The sequence below is a fragment of the Janthinobacterium sp. P210006 genome (assembly GCF_036231885.1).
Lineage (GTDB): Bacteria > Pseudomonadota > Gammaproteobacteria > Burkholderiales > Burkholderiaceae_D > Janthinobacterium > Janthinobacterium violaceinigrum.
Window position 1 is genome coordinate 105,645 of sequence record NZ_JAZARD010000008.1, and the last position, 19,509, is coordinate 125,153.

The 19,509-nt window shown below is 65.1% G+C and carries 15 protein-coding genes; 1 reads left to right on the top strand and 14 read right to left on the bottom strand.

The window, feature by feature from the left end:
• Positions 1-79: 79 nt before the first annotated feature.
• The 5 genes from VPH41_RS28140 to VPH41_RS28160 all read right to left on the bottom strand — a co-directional run bounded on the left by VPH41_RS28140 (position 80) and on the right by VPH41_RS28160 (position 8,801).
• Positions 80-4,264: a hybrid sensor histidine kinase/response regulator gene (locus VPH41_RS28140; protein WP_328572243.1), complete on the bottom strand. Its 4,185-nt coding sequence runs from the start codon at positions 4,262-4,264 to the stop codon at positions 80-82.
• Between the two features lie 98 nt (positions 4,265-4,362).
• A complete protein-coding gene (locus tag VPH41_RS28145) occupies positions 4,363-5,532 on the bottom strand; it encodes a patatin-like phospholipase family protein (RefSeq protein WP_034751717.1) in 1,170 nt (389 codons plus the stop codon).
• A 39-nt stretch (positions 5,533-5,571) separates the two neighbouring features.
• Entirely contained in the window at positions 5,572-7,347 is a 1,776-nt protein-coding gene (gene ggt / locus VPH41_RS28150) for a gamma-glutamyltransferase (protein WP_328572244.1), read from the bottom strand.
• An 85-nt stretch (positions 7,348-7,432) separates the two neighbouring features.
• The gene (locus tag VPH41_RS28155; protein ID WP_152259135.1) at positions 7,433-8,191 is read right to left on the bottom strand and encodes a 3-hydroxyacyl-CoA dehydrogenase; all 759 of its coding nucleotides are present in this window, start codon (positions 8,189-8,191) and stop codon (positions 7,433-7,435) included.
• A 172-nt stretch (positions 8,192-8,363) separates the two neighbouring features.
• Positions 8,364-8,801: a hypothetical protein gene (locus VPH41_RS28160; protein WP_328572245.1), complete on the bottom strand. Its 438-nt coding sequence runs from the start codon at positions 8,799-8,801 to the stop codon at positions 8,364-8,366.
• Positions 8,802-9,087: 286 nt separating this feature from the next.
• Between VPH41_RS28160 and VPH41_RS28165 the strand changes: the two genes are divergently transcribed.
• Positions 9,088-11,148, top strand: a complete 2,061-nt coding sequence (locus VPH41_RS28165) for a TonB-dependent receptor domain-containing protein (protein ID WP_328572246.1) — start codon at positions 9,088-9,090, stop codon at positions 11,146-11,148.
• 126 nt (positions 11,149-11,274) lie between these two features.
• Here VPH41_RS28165 and VPH41_RS28170 read toward each other — a convergent pair whose 3' ends face one another.
• The 9 genes from VPH41_RS28170 to VPH41_RS28210 all read right to left on the bottom strand — a co-directional run bounded on the left by VPH41_RS28170 (position 11,275) and on the right by VPH41_RS28210 (position 18,881).
• Entirely contained in the window at positions 11,275-11,775 is a 501-nt protein-coding gene (locus VPH41_RS28170; RefSeq protein ID WP_328572255.1) for a glycine zipper family protein, read from the bottom strand.
• Positions 11,776-11,789: 14 nt separating this feature from the next.
• Positions 11,790-12,206 (bottom strand): hypothetical protein, encoded by a 417-nt coding sequence (locus VPH41_RS28175; protein WP_328572247.1) that lies wholly within the window; start codon positions 12,204-12,206, stop codon positions 11,790-11,792.
• 193 nt (positions 12,207-12,399) lie between these two features.
• A complete protein-coding gene (locus VPH41_RS28180; protein WP_328572248.1) occupies positions 12,400-14,523 on the bottom strand; it encodes a sodium-translocating pyrophosphatase in 2,124 nt (707 codons plus the stop codon).
• Between the two features lie 192 nt (positions 14,524-14,715).
• Positions 14,716-15,372, bottom strand: coding sequence for an adenylate kinase (adk, locus tag VPH41_RS28185; RefSeq protein WP_034782090.1), 657 nt, complete (start codon positions 15,370-15,372; stop codon positions 14,716-14,718).
• 399 nt (positions 15,373-15,771) lie between these two features.
• Positions 15,772-16,530 (bottom strand): 3-deoxy-manno-octulosonate cytidylyltransferase, encoded by a 759-nt coding sequence (kdsB, locus tag VPH41_RS28190; RefSeq protein WP_287778552.1) that lies wholly within the window; start codon positions 16,528-16,530, stop codon positions 15,772-15,774.
• 2 nt (positions 16,531-16,532) lie between these two features.
• Positions 16,533-16,709 carry a Trm112 family protein gene (locus VPH41_RS28195; RefSeq protein WP_010395789.1) on the bottom strand — a complete coding sequence of 59 codons (177 nt, stop codon included), beginning with the start codon at positions 16,707-16,709 and terminating at the stop codon, positions 16,533-16,535.
• The gene (gene lpxK / locus VPH41_RS28200; RefSeq protein ID WP_328572249.1) at positions 16,690-17,745 is read right to left on the bottom strand and encodes a tetraacyldisaccharide 4'-kinase; all 1,056 of its coding nucleotides are present in this window, start codon (positions 17,743-17,745) and stop codon (positions 16,690-16,692) included. The genes VPH41_RS28195 and lpxK overlap by 20 nt, the downstream gene beginning before the upstream one ends.
• A 93-nt stretch (positions 17,746-17,838) precedes the next feature.
• Positions 17,839-18,279 carry an ExbD/TolR family protein gene (locus VPH41_RS28205; RefSeq protein ID WP_152284068.1) on the bottom strand — a complete coding sequence of 147 codons (441 nt, stop codon included), beginning with the start codon at positions 18,277-18,279 and terminating at the stop codon, positions 17,839-17,841.
• Positions 18,276-18,881 (bottom strand): MotA/TolQ/ExbB proton channel family protein, encoded by a 606-nt coding sequence (locus VPH41_RS28210; RefSeq protein ID WP_086146704.1) that lies wholly within the window; start codon positions 18,879-18,881, stop codon positions 18,276-18,278. The genes VPH41_RS28205 and VPH41_RS28210 overlap by 4 nt, the downstream gene beginning before the upstream one ends.
• Positions 18,882-19,509: the final 628 nt, after the last annotated feature.

The window sequence follows — 19,509 nt, forward strand, 5'->3', positions numbered from 1 at the left end:
TCCATTGCCGGCAGCATCAGGGCGCCTGGCCGTATTCTACCCAGTTTCGCCGCGCACTCCATGGCCGGCATTGCCTATTTTACATTTCCTTGTCCGAAACGGCTATTTGCGTCAACAGTGCGCGCAATTGGGGCAAATGCAAGGCCACCTGGGTCCAGCGCCCGCCGTCCGCCGCCTCCTCCAGTTCCGTGCACAGCATGTGCAGCTGCGTTTCATCGAGATACGCGGCGCTGCCCTTCAAGCCGTGCAGCAGGCGCCCCGCGCCGTCCTTGTCCTGCGCCGCCAGCGCTGCGTCGAGTTCACGCAGGCGCCCCTCCAGGTCGGCGACGAAGGCGATGCGGATGCGCCGCTGCAGTTCGCCGCTGCGGCCGGACGGGGAAGGCGCCGGGGCGGGGATGGCCGGTGCGATGCCGAACAGGGCATCGAGTTCGGCCTGCCCCCGCGCAGCGCCGCGCGGCACGTTGGTCGGCATGCGCGGCAGCATGAAACCGCGCTGCAACTGGCGCTCGATGGCGCGCGCCAGCAAGCCATGCAGCGCCGCCTCGTCCACTGGCTTGCTGAGGAAATCATCCATGCCGACACCCAGGTAGCGGCTGCGGTCCTCTTCGCTGGCATTCGCCGTCAGGGCCACGATCATCAGTTCCTGGTCGCGCACGGGCTGGTCCGGCCAGCCGCCCACGCGGATCAATCGCGTCGCCGTCGCCCCATCCATCTCCGGCATGCGCCCGTCCATCAGGATCAGGTCATAGCGCGTATGCACGCAGGCGGCCACCGCCAGCGCGCCGTTGGCCACCACGTCGACCCGGTGCCCCAGCTCCTCGAGCATGACGCGGATGATGATCTGGTTGGTGGGGAAGTCTTCCGCGCACAGCACGCGCAGCTGGTGGCTGTGCGGCGCCAGCGCCACCTGCGGCACCAGCGGCGGCGCCACGCCATCGGCCAGCGGCAAGGTGAAGGCAAAGGTGCTGCCCTGCCCCGGCGTGCTGGCCACTTCGATCTCGCCATCCATCAGTTCGACCAGCTGGCGGCAGATCGCCAGGCCCAGCCCCGTGCCGCCGTAGCGCCGCGTGGTGCTGGCGTCGGCCTGCTCGAACTTCTGGAACAGGCGCGCCATCGCATCGGCATCGATGCCGATGCCGCTGTCGCTGACCGTGAAGCGGATCAGGCTGACCTTGCGCCCGCCGCTGCCGCCGGCCACGCCGGCCCGCTCGACGCTCACGCTGACACCGCCGCGCTGGGTGAACTTGAAGGCATTGCCCACCAGGTTGACCAGCACCTGGCGCAAACGGGTGGGGTCGCCCACCACAAACGGCGGCAGGTCGGGCGCGAAATCGATGGAGAAACCGATGCTGCGCGCGGCCGCCTGCTCCTCGAACAGGCTGACGACCGTCTCGATCGCCGCGCCGAGCGCGAAGTCGATGTTTTCAATACTCAGCTTGCCCGCCTCGATCTTGGAAAAATCGAGCAAGTCATTGATGATCACCAGCAGCGACTGGGCATTGGCCTGGCCGCGCAGGATCTGCTCGCGCGTCGCATCGTGCAGCTGCTCGTCGCGCAGGGCAAAGCCCAGCATGCCGATCACGCCGGCCAGCGGCGTGCGCATCTCGTGGCTCATGTTGGCCAAAAATTCCGACTTCTGGCGCGTCGCATCCTCGGCCTTGCGCTTGGCCTGGCGCAGGCTTTCCTCGTTTTTCGTCAGGCTGCTGTTGACCTGGGCCAGCTTTTCCGACTGGGCCAGCACTTCGATTTCCTTGCTCTGCAACTCGGCCGTGCGTTCGCTGACCAGCTCTTCCAGTTCGTTCTGCTGGCGCCGCAGCGCGCGCACGCGCTGGCGGTAGGCGCCATACACGGCGCCCAGCAGCAGCGCCGCCATCAGGGTGCGAAACCACCAGGTTTTCCAGAACGGCGGCAGGATCGTGATGGCCAGGGTGGCGCCGCTCTCGTTCCACACGCCGTCCTTGTTGGCCGCCTTGACGCGAAACACGTAATTGCCGGCATCGAGGTTGGTGTAGGTGGCGAAGCGCCGCCCCGCATCCGTCATGACCCAGTCCTGGTCGAAGCCTTCGAGCCGGTAGGCGAACATATTGCGCTGGGGCGCAGCGAAATGCAGGGCCGCGAATTCCAGCGAAAAGACGCTTTCGCGGCTGGTCAGCACCAGGTTGCGCGTATGGTCGATCGCCGTCTTGAGCACGTGCGCGAACTCGCCGCGGCCGATGGCCACGGGCTTGTTGAATATCTGCAGTTCCGTGACGGCCACCAGCGGCGGCACGCGGTTGTCGTGGATATCCTGCGGCACGAACGCCGTCATGCCGTTGAAGCCGCCGAAGTACATGGTCCCGTCCGACGCGCGCAGGGCCGCGCCATCGAAGTACGAGCCTTCCACGGTGCCATCGGCGCTGTCGTAGTTGCGGAACAGGCCGCTGCGCATGTCGAGCCGCGTGATGCCGCTGTTCGTGCTCAGCCACAGCTGCTCGTTGTCATCGCCGAGGATGCTGGCGACGGCATCGTCGGCCATGCCATCCTTGCGCACGAAGCGGCGGAAGCGGATCTCGCCCTTCGCATCGACGTCCATGCGGTTCAGGCCATTGGCCGTGCCCACCCACAGCACGCCGCGCTTGTCCTCGTGCAGGTAGTGCACCTCGTCGTGGCTGAGGCTATGGGGATTTTGCGGATCGTGGCGGAAATGCCGGAAATGGCCGCTGGCGCGGTCCAGCAAGTCCAGGCCATGGAAGGAGCCTATCCACAGCTGCCCCTTGCCGTCTTCCAGCACGGGCCGCACCATATTGTCGGACAGGCTGTTCGGATCGGCCGGATCGTGGCGGTAGGTGGTAAAGCGCTGGCTGGCGGGGTCGAAACGGTGCACGCCGCCCCGCGTCGAGACCCACAGCATGCCGCTGCGGTCGCTCACGACATTGCGGATGGTGTCGCTGTTCGGGTCGCCGGCGGCAAAACGCATGGTGAAGAAGCGCCCCAGTGCCGGGTCGAAGCGGTGCAAGCCCGTCGAGCCGCCCACCCACAGGGTGCCGTCCGGCGCCTTGTACAGGGTGGTGACCTGCTCGTCGCGCGACATGCCGGGCGAACTGCGCAGGTCGAACACGCGCGAGCTGCCGTCGCGCGTGTCGTACAGTTTCAGGCCCGCCTTGGTGGCCAGCCACAGCTTGCCATTGCCCGCGTCGGCCACGGCGCGCACTTTCTTGTCCGCCAGGGCGCCCACATCGCCGGGTGCGCGCGCCATGCGCGAAAAGCCGCCGCTGCCCAGGTCCACGCGGCTCACGCCGTTGTACCAGGAACCGACCCAGAACGTGCCCGCGCGGTCGCGGTACAGCGACGACAACTGGTTGTCGGCGACGCTGAACTTGTCGCCCGTCTGGTGGCGGTACTGCAGGAAGGTGTCGCTCCCGGGCTGCCAGCGGAACAGGCCGTCGGCATTGCTGCCCAGCCAGACGGTGGCGTCGACATCCTGGTACAGGCTGGCGACGCGGATGGCGGAAAAGCCCTGTTTTTCACTGAGGCGCAGGCGCGACTGGGGCGCTTCGCCCGCGCCGCCCAGGCGCCAGCGCTCGGCGCCGGCCATCGTGCCTATCCACAGGTTCTGCTGGCGGTCGACCAGCAGCGCCTGGATCACGTTGTACTTCGAGCCGGGCGCCGCATCGACGGAGAAATGCTCGAAGCGGTCGCTGCCCGGCGCCAGCATGTCCAGGCCCGTGACCGTGCCGATCCACAGGCGCTTTTGCCCGTCCAGCACCAGCGCCTTGATTTCATTGTCGCCCAGGCTGTGCGGATTGCCTTCTTCATGGTGCCAGGTGCGGAAGGTGCCCGTGGCGGGGTCGAAATGCTGCAGACCGTCCGAGGTGGCGATCCAGAACCCGCGCGCGCCATCGTCGACAATGGCGTGGATATGCCGGTTGCCGTTGCCGCGCTTGCTCTTTTCGGCCGGCACGTAGTGGATGAAGGTCTGGCTGGCCGCGTCGAAGCGGTCCAGGCCGTTGTCGGTGCCCACCCACAGCTGGCCCTGGCTATCGACGTGCAGCTCGCCGACCCAGTTGTCGGCCAGGCTGGTCTTGTCGCCCTCGACATTCTTGTAGACGACCATGCGGTAGCCATCGTAGCGGCTCAGGCCGGACTGGCTGCCGAACCACATATAGCCCTGCCGGTCCTGGGCGATGGCCAGCACCGATTCCTGCGCCAGGCCCTGGTCGACGCTGAGCTGGTCGAAGCGCAGGGTGGGCGCAGGCGCCGCCGCGGCGGCACCGCCCAGCAGCAAAATTAGCAGTAAGGCAACATCATGAACACGTCGAAATACCTGCACAATCGTCCTGTCAAAAAAACGCGAAAACTCCGGCTACTGTGCCGGGGGCCGTCTCAAGAACCAAAAAACGCCAGTACATCGTCCTTGCGGGCCTGCGTATCGCGCTGTCCAAGACGGATCAGCTCATTAGTATACGTCGATTCGAACAATAAATACGATGCCAGCGCCGCGCCGCGCGCTTCGGCGGCGCCGATGCCCGACAACATGGTGCGGATGGGACGGGGCAAACTGCCGATATGCCGGCTGGCGATGGCGTCGAGCCGTTCGGATGGCGCGATGACCAGCAATTCCACGGGCCGCAAGGCCGTCTTGCCCAGCAATTCGGGCGGCAGCATCGACAAGGTCAGGTTGATGCGGTTCAGGCGCTCGATGTCGACGGCCAGGCCGTCGAGGAAGATCGACGACAGCGCATGGCCGGCGATCTGCGCCAGGCTGGGGTAGCGCGCCGCTTCGGACGCGGCGGGCGCCGGTTCCGTCATGCGTCCCGCACCCACCACCAGCACCTTGTTCGCGCCCAGGTGGATGGCCGGCGAAATCGGCGCCAGCTGGCGCATCGAGCCGTCGCCGCAGTACTCGCGCTGGCCGCCCACGTACAAGGGCACGGCGGGAAAGATGAAGGGGATGGCGGCCGAGGCCAGCAAGTGCTCCACGCCGATCTGGTCGGGCAAGGCCAGGCGCTGCGTGCGCACCCACGGCGCGATATCCTCGGCCGTCTGGTAAAACGTCATGTGGCGGCTGCCCGAGTACGACGACGCCGTCACGGCCAGCGCATGCAGCAGGCCGTCGGCCAGGGCCGCGTCCAGGCGCGGCAGGTCGAGCATGCGGTGCAGCAGGCTGACCAGCGGGGTATTGTCGAGCAGGGAACTGGGCGGCGACGCATGCCACTGGCGCAGCAGCCAGCCGAACGACAGCAGCGACAGCCAGCGCGCGCCCGAACGGATCACGCCCAGCGAATCGGCGCGGTAGACCTGTTCGACCTCGATGTGCTGCCACACGTCGAGCAGCTTTTGCACGCCTTCGCCGAAGTTGTCGGCACGGCAGGCCAGCGCCGTGGCATTGATGGCGCCGGCCGAGGTGCCGCAGATGATGTCGAACGGATTGCGCGCCGGCGCCCAGCCCGCTTCCCACAGGATCGCCGAAATCGCCTGCAGCACGCCCACCTGGTAGGCGGCACGGGCGCCCCCTCCCGTCAGTATCAAGCCTGTTTTATTTTGCATTCCCATGCCGGCAGATTAGCAGGGTCTTGATGCTTTGTGGAAATTTCAGTCGCCGCGCACCATGCCTTCACGGCGCGGGTCCGCGCCGCCAAACCAAAAATCCTTGCCGTGCGCATTCAGGCGCATGATGCCCTGCAGGCCGGAATTCTGCTCGATCACGCGCACTTCGTGGCCCATCGCCTGCAGCGCCTCGACCTGGGCGGCCGGCGCGCGGCCCTTTTCCAGCTCCGTCGGGCCGTTGCGGCTGCCGAAATTCGGCAGGCTGATGGCTTGCTGCACGTTCAGGCCCCAGTCCATGGTGCCGACCAGGACCTTGGCCACGTAATTGATGATGGACGAGCCGCCCGGCGACCCCGTCGCCAGCACCAGCTTGTGCGTGCCCTTTTCAAACACGAGGGTGGGCGACATGGCGCTGCGCGGACGCTTGCCCGCCTCGACGCGGTTGGCGATGGGGCCATCCGCATCGCGCGAATCGAACGAGAAATCCGTCAGCTGGTTATTCAGCAAGAAGCCGTCGACCATCTGGCGCGAGCCGAACGCGTCTTCCACGCTGGTGGTCATCGACAGGCCGCCGCCGAACGCGTCCACGGCCACCAGGTGCGACGTCGACGGACGCTGCAAGGCGTTGTCCATGCCCCACGCCACCTGCATGCCGGGCGGCGTGCCGGGCAAGGCGCGGCCCATGGATTTGTCGCCGATCAGCGAGGCGCGCTGCGCCAGATAGGTTTTATCGAGCATCGAGGCGACGCCGTTGCCGGGCAGCGGGACGAAGTCCGTGTCGGCCACGTAGCGGTTGCGGTCCGCGTAGGCCAGGCGCCCCGCTTCCGAGAACAAATGGATGGCTTGCGCATCGAGCACGCCGTCGACGGGCGGATACGGGCGGATATCCTTCACTTCCAGCATGCCCAGCATCTGCGCAATGGCGATGCCGCCCGACGATGGCGGCGGCATGCCGCACACGGTCCAGGCCTTGTAGTCGCTGCAGACGGGTTCGCGCACCTTGGCCCGGTAGCCGGCAATGTCGGCCGCCGTCAGCTTGCCTGGATTGGTCGGATGCGCCGCCACCTTGGCGGCGATGTCGCGCGCGATGCGGCCGTTGTAAAACGCGTCGGCGCCGCCGCGGGCGATCTCGCGCAGGGTGCGCGCCAGTTGCGGGTTTTTCAGCACATGGCCGACGGGCCAGGCCTTGCCTTCCTGGTCATAGAAATACGCGGCGGCGACGGGGTCGCGCTTCAGGGCCTGGTCCCAGTTCAGCAAGCCATTGAGGCGCTGGCTGACGGGAAAGCCGCCGTGCGCCAGCTTGATGGCGGGGCCGAACAGGGTCGCCCACGGCAGCTTGCCATGCTCCTTGTGCGCCAGTTCCAGCATGCGCAGCACGCCCGGCGCGCCCACGGAACGCCCGCCCACCACGCCCGTGGCGCGCGAGACGGGGCTGCCGTCCGCATTCTGGAACAGGTGTTCATCGGCGGCGGCCGGCGCCGTTTCGCGCCCGTCGAACGCCTGCACGCCCTTGGCGGTGGAGTACAGCAGGAAGGCGCCGCCGCCGATGCCCGAGGACTGCGGCTCGACCAGGGTCAACACCAGCTGCGTGGCAATGGCCGCATCGATGGCGCTGCCGCCCTTTTTCAGCATCTGGTAGCCCGCATCGGCAGCCAGCGGATTGGCGGCGGCCACCATGAATTTCTGCGCCGACCAGCCCGATTTTTCCGCATACGCGGTGGCGATTTCCGGTGCCTTCTGCGGCACTTCGGCAAATACGGGACTGGCGGCCAGGGCCCCCAGCAAGGTCAGGCTCAGCGCCAGCGGCTTCAATGTGATCATGGATTCTCCGATAAAAAAAGGGCGCACAGCCAGGCAAGGCTGTACGCCCCATACGGGGGTATCCTACATCAAATGCCCATGAGGCTTATTTCGGCTGCATGCGGATCGCGCCGTCCAATCTAATTGTTTCGCCATTGAGCATGACGTTTTCCACGATGGCCTTGACCAGCTGCGCGTATTCGCCCGGCTTGCCCAGGCGCGAAGGGAACGGCACCATCTTGCCCAGCGCATCCTGCACTTCGGCAGGCATGCCCAGCAACATGGGGGTTTCGAAAATGCCGGGCGCCACCGTCATCACGCGGATGCCGTTGCGCGACAGGTCGCGCGCCATCGGCAACGTCAGGCCCACCACGGCCGCCTTCGACGACGCATACGCGGCCTGGCCGATCTGGCCATCGTAGGCCGCCACGGAAGCCGTGTTGATGATGATGCCGCGCTCGCCTTCGGCCGTCGCATCCTGCTTGGCCATGGCGTCGGCCGCCAGGCGGCACATATTGAAGGTGCCCACCAGGTTGATGTTGACGACCTTCTGGAACAGGGCCAGTGGATGCGGGCCATCCTTGCCCACGGTTTTCACGGCAGGCGCCACGCCGGCGCAATTGACCAGGCCGCGCAGGGTGCCCAGTTTGGTCGCCGCGGCCACCACGGCCATGCCGTCTTCTTCCGACGTCACGTCGCACTGCACGAACGCGCCGTTCAATTCAGCGGCCAGCGCCTGGCCCGCCTCCGTCTGTACGTCGGCCAGCACGACCTTGCCGCCCGCCGCCGTCAGCATGCGCGCCGTGGCCGCGCCCAGGCCCGATGCGCCGCCCGTGATGATGAATACGTTGTCCTGAATCTGCATGAAATCTCCTGAGTGATAAGGGCCGTGTTCCCGGCGCCTGATGGTTGATGCACGATGCCATCATTACGCGCCATGACGCGCTATTACGTTTACGTAAACGTAATGTCGGCGACAATTGTAGCCACTTTTGCGCCCACCGAGCGAAAACTTGCAGCGCCGGCGTACGGCAGGGTTAAAAACACTGGATAAAGGCGCCGTTGCGGTGGCAGATGCGGCCGTTGGCATCGAGCGTGGCGTTGCCCTGGCCGTTGTAGCGCGCGCCGGCCGCATCGCGGCAGCCGCCCGTGTCGCACGAGCCGATGGCTTGCGGCGCGCGCGGCATGGGCATGGCCGGACTGGGCGGCAGCGGCGCCATGGGCACGACGGGCGGCGCAGGCTGCGCCGGCATGCGGCCGATCACCTGCGCCACGGAACGGCGCGGCTGCACGGGCGGCGCCGGGCGGCACGGCTCCACCGCCAGCCTGCTGCTGTCGCGCGGGTCGAGCTGGCACACGGGCAATGACCCGGACGCCGCCCCCTCCTGCGCGCCAGCGTGGGCACCGGCAAGGGCACCAGCAAGTACCGCCGTGCCGCAGGCCAGCGCCAGTATCGTTTTTCTCTTCGTTTTCATGCTACCTCCCCACGCATCCATCGCCAGCCTTCATTATTGGCACACGCCGCGCCAGATGCCAGCGAGGTAACAGTTTCTCACGCTTGCACCGGCTGCCCGGCGCGGATGCGCGTACGGTAACGGTGTTTTATTTCCTTTCAGCACTTTCCTTCTTGCCAGGATGGCATTACAATAAGAACGATTCTTATTCTCATTCGCAGAATTCGAGCGCAGTTTATACCCTATTCATTCATACCCGAGCCACCCGGAAGGCAGCCAGGAAATAACAACATCCGGAAAGTTCACCATGACCCAGCGTAGTCCCGTCTTCGCAGCTCCCGTCGCCACTCCCGCCCGCCCCCGCCATTCCGCCGCCCTGCTCCTGCCCTGCCTGCTGTCGCTGGCCGTCAGCAGCGCCTGGGCCGAAGGCAATGTGGCCGCCGATCCCACCATGAACACGGTGGTCGTCACCGCATCGGGCACGGCCATCGACATCAAGGATGCGCCGGCCAGCATCAGCGTCATCACGCGCGAGGAAATCGAACGCCAGCCCGTGTATGACCTGAACACCCTGCTGCGCCGCATCCCCGGCGTGACGGGCGGCACCGGTCCCGAAGGCGAAGCGTCGAAGATCAAGCTGCGCGGCCTGCCCGACAAGTACACCCTGATCCTCGTCGACGGCAAGCGCGTGGGCAGCTCGGCCGACACGGCTTACCGTCCCGACCTGGGCCGCCAGGACTTGAACTGGATTTCGCCCGACATGATCGAGCGCATCGAAGTGGTGCGGGGCCCCATGTCTTCGCTGTACGGCTCCGACGCCATGGGCGGCGTGATCAACATCATTACGCGCAAGGTGCCGGGCAAATGGAACGGTTCGGCCACGGCCAACTACACGCAGCCGCAGGACAGCGGCCGCGGCACGGCGCACCAGCTGGGCGTGAACCTGGCCGGCCCCCTGTCGGACACGGTGGGCATGCGCCTGGGCGTGGGCCAGACGCGCCAGAATCCCGATGAAAAAGCCGCCGGCAAGGCGGGCGGCATGGGCGGCGAACGCAACCAGACTGTCTCGGGCCAGCTGAACTGGGCGCTGGGCAAGAAGCAGAACCTGTCGCTGGACGCCAGCTACGGCAAGCAGCAATCGACGGATTCGACCACGCTCGATGCGGACGGCTACCCGCTGTTCGGCGCCTGGGGCGCGAGCAAGCTGATACGCAAGAGCGCCAGCCTCGGCTACGAGGGCCGCTGGGACTTCGGCAAGACCACGGTCAACCTGTATCACAACGATTTCGATAACGAAGTCGTCGGCACGGTGGCCAAGTCCAAGGACAGCACCCTCGATGCCAGCCTGGAAAAACGGGTCGGTTGGGGCGGTATCGAACAGATGCTGGTGATGGGCGGCCAGTGGAAGCATCAGGAACTGACGAATACGGACACCATCGGCACCATTCCCACCGATTACCTGGGCAACCCCGTGAGCGGCGCCACCCTGTCGGGCACTACCTCGGCCCTGTTTGCGGAAGATCAGCTGTTCCTGCGCGAAAACTTGACGGCCACGGCCGGCTTGCGTCTCGACCATCACAGCAAGTTCGGCAACCATTACAGCCCGCGCCTGTACCTGGTGTACCACCCGGCTCCCGCCTGGACCATCAAGGGCGGCATCTCGCAAGGCTTCCGCGCGCCCAGCCTGAAGGAAAACTCGCCGGCGGCAGCCACGCAGTCGGGCGGACGCGGTTGCGGCAGCTTGAAACCGCTGGGCTACATCACGGGCGGCTGCTACATGGCGGGCAATGCGGACCTGAAGCCGGAAACGAGCACGGCCGGCGAGATCGGCGTGGCGTGGGAACAGAATGGCTGGGACGTGGGGCTGACCTGGTTCCACACGGATTTCAAGAACAAGATCGACTATGCGCCGCTGGGCTTTTACCAGAAGCAGTGGTGGACCAAGATGACGAATATCCAGAAAGCGCGCACCAGCGGCCTGGAAGCAACGACCACCATCCCGCTGACGAAAAACCTGAACTGGCGTAACAACGTCACCTACATGGCGGAAGCGAAAAACCTGACCACGGGCGCCAACCTGCTGTCGACGCCGAAGCTGTCGTGGTACTCGGCGCTGGGCTGGCAAGTCAACGACCAGCTGTTCGGCGAAGTCTCGGCCCAGTACACGGGCAAGGAACTCGACGCCGGCAAGCTGGCCGACAAGGCCTACACCATCGTCGATACCGTCGTGTCGTACAAGGTCACGCCCCAGTGGACCGTGCGCGGCGGCGTGCAAAACCTGCTCAAGAAGGGACCCATGGCCGATGGCCTGGTCGACTACTATGTGCCGGGACGCCGCATGTTTGTCGGCCTGACGTCGCGCTTCTAAACACGCCTGTCAAAAAAACTGCTGCGCGTCGCGGGCTGCGGTCTGCGGTCTGCGATGCTCAGTGTACCTGCGTACAGTTGCGCATCCCCTTCCGCTCGCTACGCTTGTGCCAGGCGTTGTAGCAACCTAGTACCGGGGCGGCGGCGTATCGGGCGGCGGCGTGGCGGCATTGGCCGGCACGCCGCTCAGCATCTGGCCGGCGACAGGCACCTTGTGGCCGCTTGCATACATGCATTGCAGATAAGCATTATCGTAGCTGCGCTGCATGCCGCGCGAGGAATTATCCGCCGCGCCCGTGCCCGCCAGCGCGCCAAACAGCAAGCCCGTGCCGGCGCCCACGCCGGCGCCATGGCCGCCATCGATGGCGGCGCCGGCCGCCGCACCGAGCACCGTGCCCAGTGCCGCGCTGCGCACGCCGCTGTCGACGCCGGCCTGCTGCGCCGAACTGCCGCCCAGCTGCGCCTGCGCATAGCCGCGGCAACTGCCGTCATCGCCGCGGAACTGCTCGAAACTCTTGCCCGTGCCGGGCAAGACCATGGCCGACGGCCCTTCCGGCATCACCGTGCAGGCGGCCAGCAGCACGGACGCCAGCAAGCCCGAACATCCGATCAACGCGCTCGTGTTCATGTTCGTCGCTCCCGTCAGCGCACGCTGGTCGGCAGCACGGCGCGCCATGCCGTACTGCAATTTTTCACGTAGGGATAATAGCCTTGCGGCCGCGCGCAGTAGTACCACATCTGCGCCGTCGGCTCGCCGCCCTGCTCGATGTAAACGGGCGGCGGCTGCACGATGACGGTACGGCCATACGGATACGGATAGCCATACCAGGGGTCGCCATACCAGCCGGGACCATAGCCGTAGCCCCATGCCGGCCCCAGCCAGACCCCCACGTGCGGGCGCCCATGAAAGTGCCCGTGGCCGCCGTGAAAGCCGCCATGGCCGCCATGCCCGCCGTGGCCGCCCGGCGCGGCCCAGGCGGCGCCACCGAGCGCCAGCCCCGACGCGAGCCCCATTACCAGCAGCGCCAACCGTGCGCCGCGTCCCCGATTGCTGTTCATGACATCCTCCTGCCTGGCTACCACGACGATGATGCTCACTCCATTATTGGCAGGCGGACGGCGCAATCAAAGCTGCCGTAACAATTGCTCACCTTTTATACGCAGGGGATATGGACGACAGGAAAGTTTCATCTGCGCAAAAACGCAAACAGCCCCGCGGCGCAGGCCACGGGGCTGCAGGGAAAACACTGTCTTATTGCGCGGGCAAGCTTTGCACGGGGGTCGCCGGCGCCAGGATGGGCGGCACGGGCGCGTGGATAGGCGCCGGCGCCTTGACGGCCAGCCAGCCCGTGGCCGGCAGCAGCGGCACCAGCAGCAGGGCCACAATATTGATGATCTTGATCAAGGGGTTCACTGCCGGTCCCGCCGTATCCTTGTACGGGTCGCCCACCGTGTCGCCCGTGACGGCCGCCTTGTGCGCGTCGGAACCCTTGCCGCCGAAATGGCCATCCTCGATATATTTCTTGGCATTGTCCCAGGCGCCGCCGCCCGTGGTCATGGAAATGGCCACGAACAGGCCCGTGACGATGGTGCCCATCAGCAGGCCGCCCAGCGCGGCTGGCCCCAGCAGCATGCCCACGACGATGGGCACGACCACGGGCAGCAGGGACGGCACGATCATTTCGCGGATGGCCGACGCCGTCAGCATGTCGACGGCCTTGTCGTATTCGGGCCGGGCCGTGCCTTCCATGATGCCCTTGATGTCGCGGAACTGGCGCCGCACCTCGACCACCACGGCGCCTGCCGCGCGGCCCACGGCTTCCATCGCCATGGCGCCGAACAGGTAGGGAATCAGCCCGCCGATGAACAGGCCGACGATGACCATGGGGTTCGACAGATCAAAGGTGATGTGCTGGCCCACGGATTCGAGCGCATGCGTGTAGTCGGCGAACAGCACCAGCGCGGCCAGGCCCGCCGAGCCGATGGCGTAGCCCTTGGTGACGGCCTTGGTGGTGTTGCCCACGGCGTCGAGGGGATCGGTGATGGCGCGCACGGAGTCGGGCAGGCCCGACATTTCCGCGATGCCGCCTGCGTTATCGGTGATGGGGCCATAGGCGTCGAGGGCGACGATGATGCCCGCCATCGACAGCATGGACGTTGCCGCAATGGCGATGCCGTACAGGCCCGCCAGCTGGTACGACACGAGGATGGCGATGCAGACGGCCAGCACCGGATAGGCGGTGGACTTCATCGACACGCCCAGGCCGGCGATGATATTCGTGCCATGGCCCGTCGTCGACGCTTCGGCGATGTGGCGCACGGGCTTGAAATCCGTGCCCGTGTAGTACTCGGTGATGTAGACCATCAGGCCCGTGAGCACGATGCCGACGACGGTCGCGCCCAGCATCTTGTAGCGCATGGCGTCGTCGGGCCACAGCAGCCACGTCACCACGGCAAAGCCCACCAGCGACAGGCCGGCCGCCCACCACAGGCCCGTGTACAGGGCCGACATGATCTTCGCGCCCGGCTTGGTCTTCACCATCGAGCAGCCGACGATGGACGCGAGGATGGAAACGGCGCCCAGCAGCAGCGGATAGATGATGGCCGTGCTGCTGGCCTCGGCCATCAGCAGCGCGCCCAGCAGCATGGTGGCGATCAGGGTCACGACGTAGGTCTCGAACAGGTCGGCCGCCATGCCGGCGCAGTCGCCCACGTTGTCGCCCACGTTGTCGGCGATGACGGCCGGGTTGCGCGGGTCGTCTTCGGGAATGCCCGCCTCGACCTTGCCCACCAGGTCCGCGCCCACGTCGGCGCCCTTGGTGAAGATGCCGCCGCCGAGGCGCGCAAAGATGGAAATGAGCGAGGCGCCGAAGGCCAGGCCGATCAGGGGCTTGATCAAATCGTGCTGGGTCAGGCCGGGCGCGCCCGTCGTCGCCAGCAGCCAGTAGAACAGGGTCACGCCCAGCAAGCCCAGGCCGACAACCAGCATGCCGGTGATCGCCCCGCCCTTGAAGGCCACGTTCAGCGCCTGGTTGATGCCCTGGGTGGCCGCCTGCGCCGTGCGCACATTGGCCCGCACCGAGACATTCATGCCGATGAAGCCGCAGGCGCCCGACAGCACGGCGCCGATCAGGAAGCCCAGCGCCGTATGCAGGCCAAGCAGCGCATAGATGGCGATCAGCAGCACCACGCCGACGATGGCGATAGTGCGGTACTGGCGCGCCAGGTAGGCGGCCGCGCCCTGCTGGATGGCCAGCGCGATTTCCTGCATGCGCGCGTTGCCGGGATCCTGGCGCAGGATCCAGCTACGCGACACCAAACCATAAATGACTGCGACCACGCCGCAGGCTACCGCAAACCACAAGCTGGCTGCCATATCGTCCCCTTCTGTTTTTGTCCGACGTTATTACCGACAGCTGCAGACCGCACCGGGTAGGCACGCGCAGCCAGGAAAACACGACCTGCAAAAAACTTCTACCGCTACATAGAAACCAGAAACGACGTGGCGCCGCGCGTGAAAAGCGGGCACAAAAAAAGCGGACACTCAGGTCCGCTTTTCAAAAACTGCTTATTCCGCCAGGGCGGCAAATGCGCTGTCGCGGATTTGCTCGACCGGACCGACGCCGGCGATACGGCGGTATTTCGGCGCGCCTGGCAGGCCGGACTTGGCCCAGTCATTGTAGTAGCCGAGCAGGACCTTGGTCTGGTTGTGGTACACGTCCAGACGCTTCTTGACCGTTTCCGCCTTGTCGTCGTCGCGCTGGATCAGCGGTTCGCCCGTGATGTCGTCGATGCCGTCGACCTTGGGCGGATTGAATTTGACGTGGTAGACGCGGCCCGAACCCGGGTGGCTGCGGCGGCCATCCATGCGCTCGATGATCGACGCATCAGGCACGTCGATTTCCAGCACGTAGTCGACATTGATGCCGGCATCTTTCATGGCGTCCGCCTGCGCGATGGTGCGCGGGAAGCCGTCGAACAGGTAGCCATTGGCGCAATCGGCTTCCTGCAGGCGGTTCTTGACCAGGCCGATCATGATGTCGTCCGACACGAGGCCGCCCGCATCCATGACTTTTTTCGCTGCCAGGCCCAGTTCGGTGCCTTCCTTGATCGCCGCGCGCAGCATGTCGCCCGTGGAGATTTGTGGAATGTTGTATTTTTCTTTGATGAAGTTAGCTTGGGTGCCCTTGCCGGCACCGGGTGCTCCTAAAAGTATCAGACGCATTGAAAAGTTCCTAAAAAACAGATTTTGGATGGTGGTATGTGTAATTATTTTTAGATGGTGTTGCTATGGCTATCTTTCCCTACGAAACTTACCACAAAAAATCCCCGGAACGCCAGTTTGCTATCGAATTGCTATGCCCTGATTGATCAAAGCCAGCGATTCGCAAGGCGGACGTTTCAAAATGTGGTTTTTTGTGGCAAGCCCCGCATAAAATTTTTCATGCGCACCCACGGCGCCTGAAAAACGTTCAGGGCAAGGCGCCCCGCCGCGGACAGTACGAAAGTACGGCAAGGCGGAGCAACTCAACCATGGACGTTTTTAAACGTTCAGGGCACGGCGCCCCGCCACAGACAGTACGAATGTACAGCAAGGCGGGGCAACGCAGCCATGGACGTTTTCTCAGGTGGCGTGACGGTAGTGCGCCTGGACTCTGGCAAGATCTTCCGGCGTGTCGACGCCGGCGGCCGGGGCCGAGTCCGTGACGTGCACCGCGATGGCCACACCGTGCCACAGCACGCGCAGCTGCTCCAGCGCCTCGATCGCTTCCAGCGGCGAAGCGGACAATTGCGGATACTCTTGCAGGAACGCATTGCTGTATGCGTACAGACCGATATGACGCAGCGGCACGTAGCCTTGCGGCAAGTTTTCACGCGATTGCGCGAAGCCGTCGCGGTGCCAGGGGATGGTGGCGCGCGAAAAATACAAGGCGCGGTTCGCCTTGTCCAGCACGACCTTCACCACGTTCGGGTTGAAGGCATCGGCCATGTCGTGCAGCGGATGGGCGCACGTGGCCATGGGAACGGTGCTGCTGATCTGCGCCGCGCAGGCGGCCAGCAGGGCCGGATCGATCAGGGGTTCGTCGCCCTGCAGGTTGACGACGACGGCGTCCGGCGGCAAACCGAGCGTGCGCGCCACTTCGGCGATGCGGTCCGTGCCCGACGGATGGTCGGCGCGCGTCATGCATACTTCCACGCCATGCGCGGCGCAGGCGGCGCGGATGTCTTCATGGTCGGTGGCGACGATAACGCGCGCGGCGCCCGACAAGGCTGCCTGCTCGGCCACGCGCACCACCATGGGCTTGCCGCCCAGGTCGGCCAGCGGCTTGTTGGGCAGGCGCGTCGAGGCCAGGCGGGCCGGGATGATGACGATGAACGCCATCGTTATTCCACTGCGTCTTGCAGGGTGCGCGCTTCGTCCGCCCACATGATGGGGATGCCATCGCGGATAGGATAGGCCAGGCGGTCGGCGCGGCAAATCAGTTCCTGCGCCTTCTTATCGTGTTCAAGCGGGCCCTTGCAAACAGGGCAGACCAGGATATCAAGCAGTCGAGCGTCCACGACATTTCTCCACAATTTGTTGGGCCAGCGCGCTATCGATGCGCGCACTGACCGGGACGACCCACAGTCTCGGGTCATCTTTGAGATGTTCAATTTGCGCACATTTTACTGCATCCTTCTCCGTGATCAAGATCACATCCGTGTCAAGCGCGGCAAATGGCTGGTCGAGGAAGTCGTGATGGTCGGGCAGGGGCAGTTCCGTGAACTCCAGTCCCGCTCCCCGCAGCATGGCAAAGAACCGCCCGGGATTGCCGATGCCGGCCGCCGCCACGATGCGCTGGCCGCTGGCCGCCAGGTCGGCAAGGGCCATGCTTTCGCCGCGGTTCGCCATGCGCTCGGCCACGCTGCCGTCGAGCAGCATCTGCGCCACCAGGGCGCCCCTGGGCGCCACCTGCGCCACCAGGGCCGGCGCCAGCTCGGGCGCATTGATCACCGTCACGTCGCGCCGGCGGCGCGGCGATTCGCGCAGGGGTCCGGCCGGCAGCAGCCAGCCATTGCCCGCGCCGCGGCCGTCGAACAGCACGATTTCCACGTCGCGCTGCAGGGCGTAATGCTGCAGGCCGTCGTCCGTGACGAGCACGTCGACGTCCGGATGCGCGGCCAGCAGCGCCCTGCCCGCCTGCGCGCGGTCGCGCCCCACCACCACGGGGCAGCCGCCGCGCTGGAAGATCAGCAAGGGCTCGTCGCCCACCTGCTGCGGCGTGGAGGCGGCGCTGACGGCGCGCGGCAAGCGGTCGGCGCTGCCATGGCCGCGCGAAATGACGCCCGGGCGCATGCCCGCGTCGCGCAAGGCGTGCACCAGCCAGATCGTCAGCGGCGTCTTGCCCGTGCCGCCGATGAAAATGTTGCCGACGACGACGACGGGCACGGGCAGGCGCGCCGATTTCAGGATGCCGGCCCGGAACAGGGCGCGCCTGGCGCTGCTCAAGGCGCCGAACAGCAGCGACACGGGCCACAGCGCGCACGCCAGCGGCCCGCGCGTCAGCCAGGCGCGGGTGAGAGTGGTTTCCAGCTTGGCGGGGGAGGATGTGGGCATGGGTGTCAACTAAAATTGGAACCCAAAATCGACACCTGGGGTCGGACCCTGAGGGTACGACCCCGGCACTTCGGTTGGGGTTGAGGGTTGGCCTTACTTGCCGCCGGCCTGCGCCGCAAACGTCAGCTTTTCATAGCCGGCCAGGCGCGCCGCTTCCATGACGTGGATCACCATCTGGTGCATGGCGAACTGGTCGGCGTTGACCACCACGACGGGCGTCTGCGCAGGCGCCTTGCCGCCGTTGGCCGCCTTCGCCGCGTTCTGCAAGGCATCGGCCAGGCCGGCCACGTCGCGGAACGAAACGGGTTCGCGGTTCACCGTGTAGTTGCCCTTGGCGTCGACGGTGACGTCGATCTGCTGCGGCTTGTCCTTGGCCTGCTCGGCGTCGGCCGTGGGCAAGGTAATCTGCAGCTCCGTAAACTTGCTGTAGGTCGTGCTGACCATCAGGAAGATCAGGATCACCAGCAGCACGTCGATGAACGGGATCAGGTTGATTTCGGGGTCTTCACGCCCCTTGCCTTTGCGGAAGTTCATTTGCGGCCACTGTGGACGATGTCGACGAACTTGACCGCCTGCTGCTCCATGTCGATGACGAAGCTGTCGACGAGGGCGCGGAAATGGCGGTAGAAGACCAGGGTCGGCATGGCGATGGCCAGGCCGAAACCCGTGTTATACAGGGCCACGGAAATGCCATGGGCCAGCTGGGCGGGATTCGAGCCGCTGGCGTTTTGCGAGCCGAAGATTTCGATCATGCCCACCACCGTGCCGAACAGGCCCATCAGTGGCGCCAGGGTGGCAATGGTGCCCAGGGTCGTCAGGTAGCGTTCCAGCACGTGGGCCACGCCGCTGCCCGCTTCCTCGATCGATTCCTTCATCACCTCGCGCGGCGCGTCGACATTGCGCAGCGCGGCAGCCAGCACCACGCCCAGCGGCGAATTGTCTTCCAGCTTGGCCACCGTATCCGGCGTAATCTTGCCGCTGCGATACACCTGCACCACTTCATCGAACAGCTTGCGGGGCAATATCTTGGCACGGCGCAAGTACAGCAGGCGCTCGATGATCAGGGCCAGGGCGACGATGGAAGCGATCAACAACAGCCAGATGGGCCAGCCAGCGGCTTGAAATATAGCGAGCAAAAGAAACTCCTGATAAAGGGAAGGCGATGGTTGGCCTGGACAACGCGTATTGTACCGAGCACGCGAGCGCGATTGCGCACCGGCGACGGAATGGCGCAATGTAGCGCGTTGACGCGCCGGCGGCAAGTGGCGCCTGCGCGCGCCCTTATGCACAGCCTGCTGACGCAGCGCAGCCGGCCGTGCCCAGTTTTGCACATTTTATGTGGATAAGATTGTGAGCAAGCATGAACAGTGAAAGCCAAGTCATTGATTTACATGGATATTTATCACCTGCGCAAAATACAGGCATAGCAGCTAATCGCGCGTAGTCAATGTCAGATGTTCAACAAAACAAAAGTTCTGCACATTTACTGTGGACAAGATTGTGCGCAAGGCGATGGAATTCACATAAGCCATTGATTTCAAAGAAAATTATTTCATTGAGTAAAAATGTGGCAGACCGGATAGCGGCATGCCATCGGCGGTCCATAAAGTTCTGCACACAATCTGTGGACAAGATTGTGTGCAAGCGCACAGATAAGCGCTAAGTACATTGATTTATATCGTTTTTATTGCCATGCATAAAAATGTGGCAAGCGCTGAAAAGGCGGGTTTTCCTGGCCAAATGTGGCTTCACCACGGCACTTTT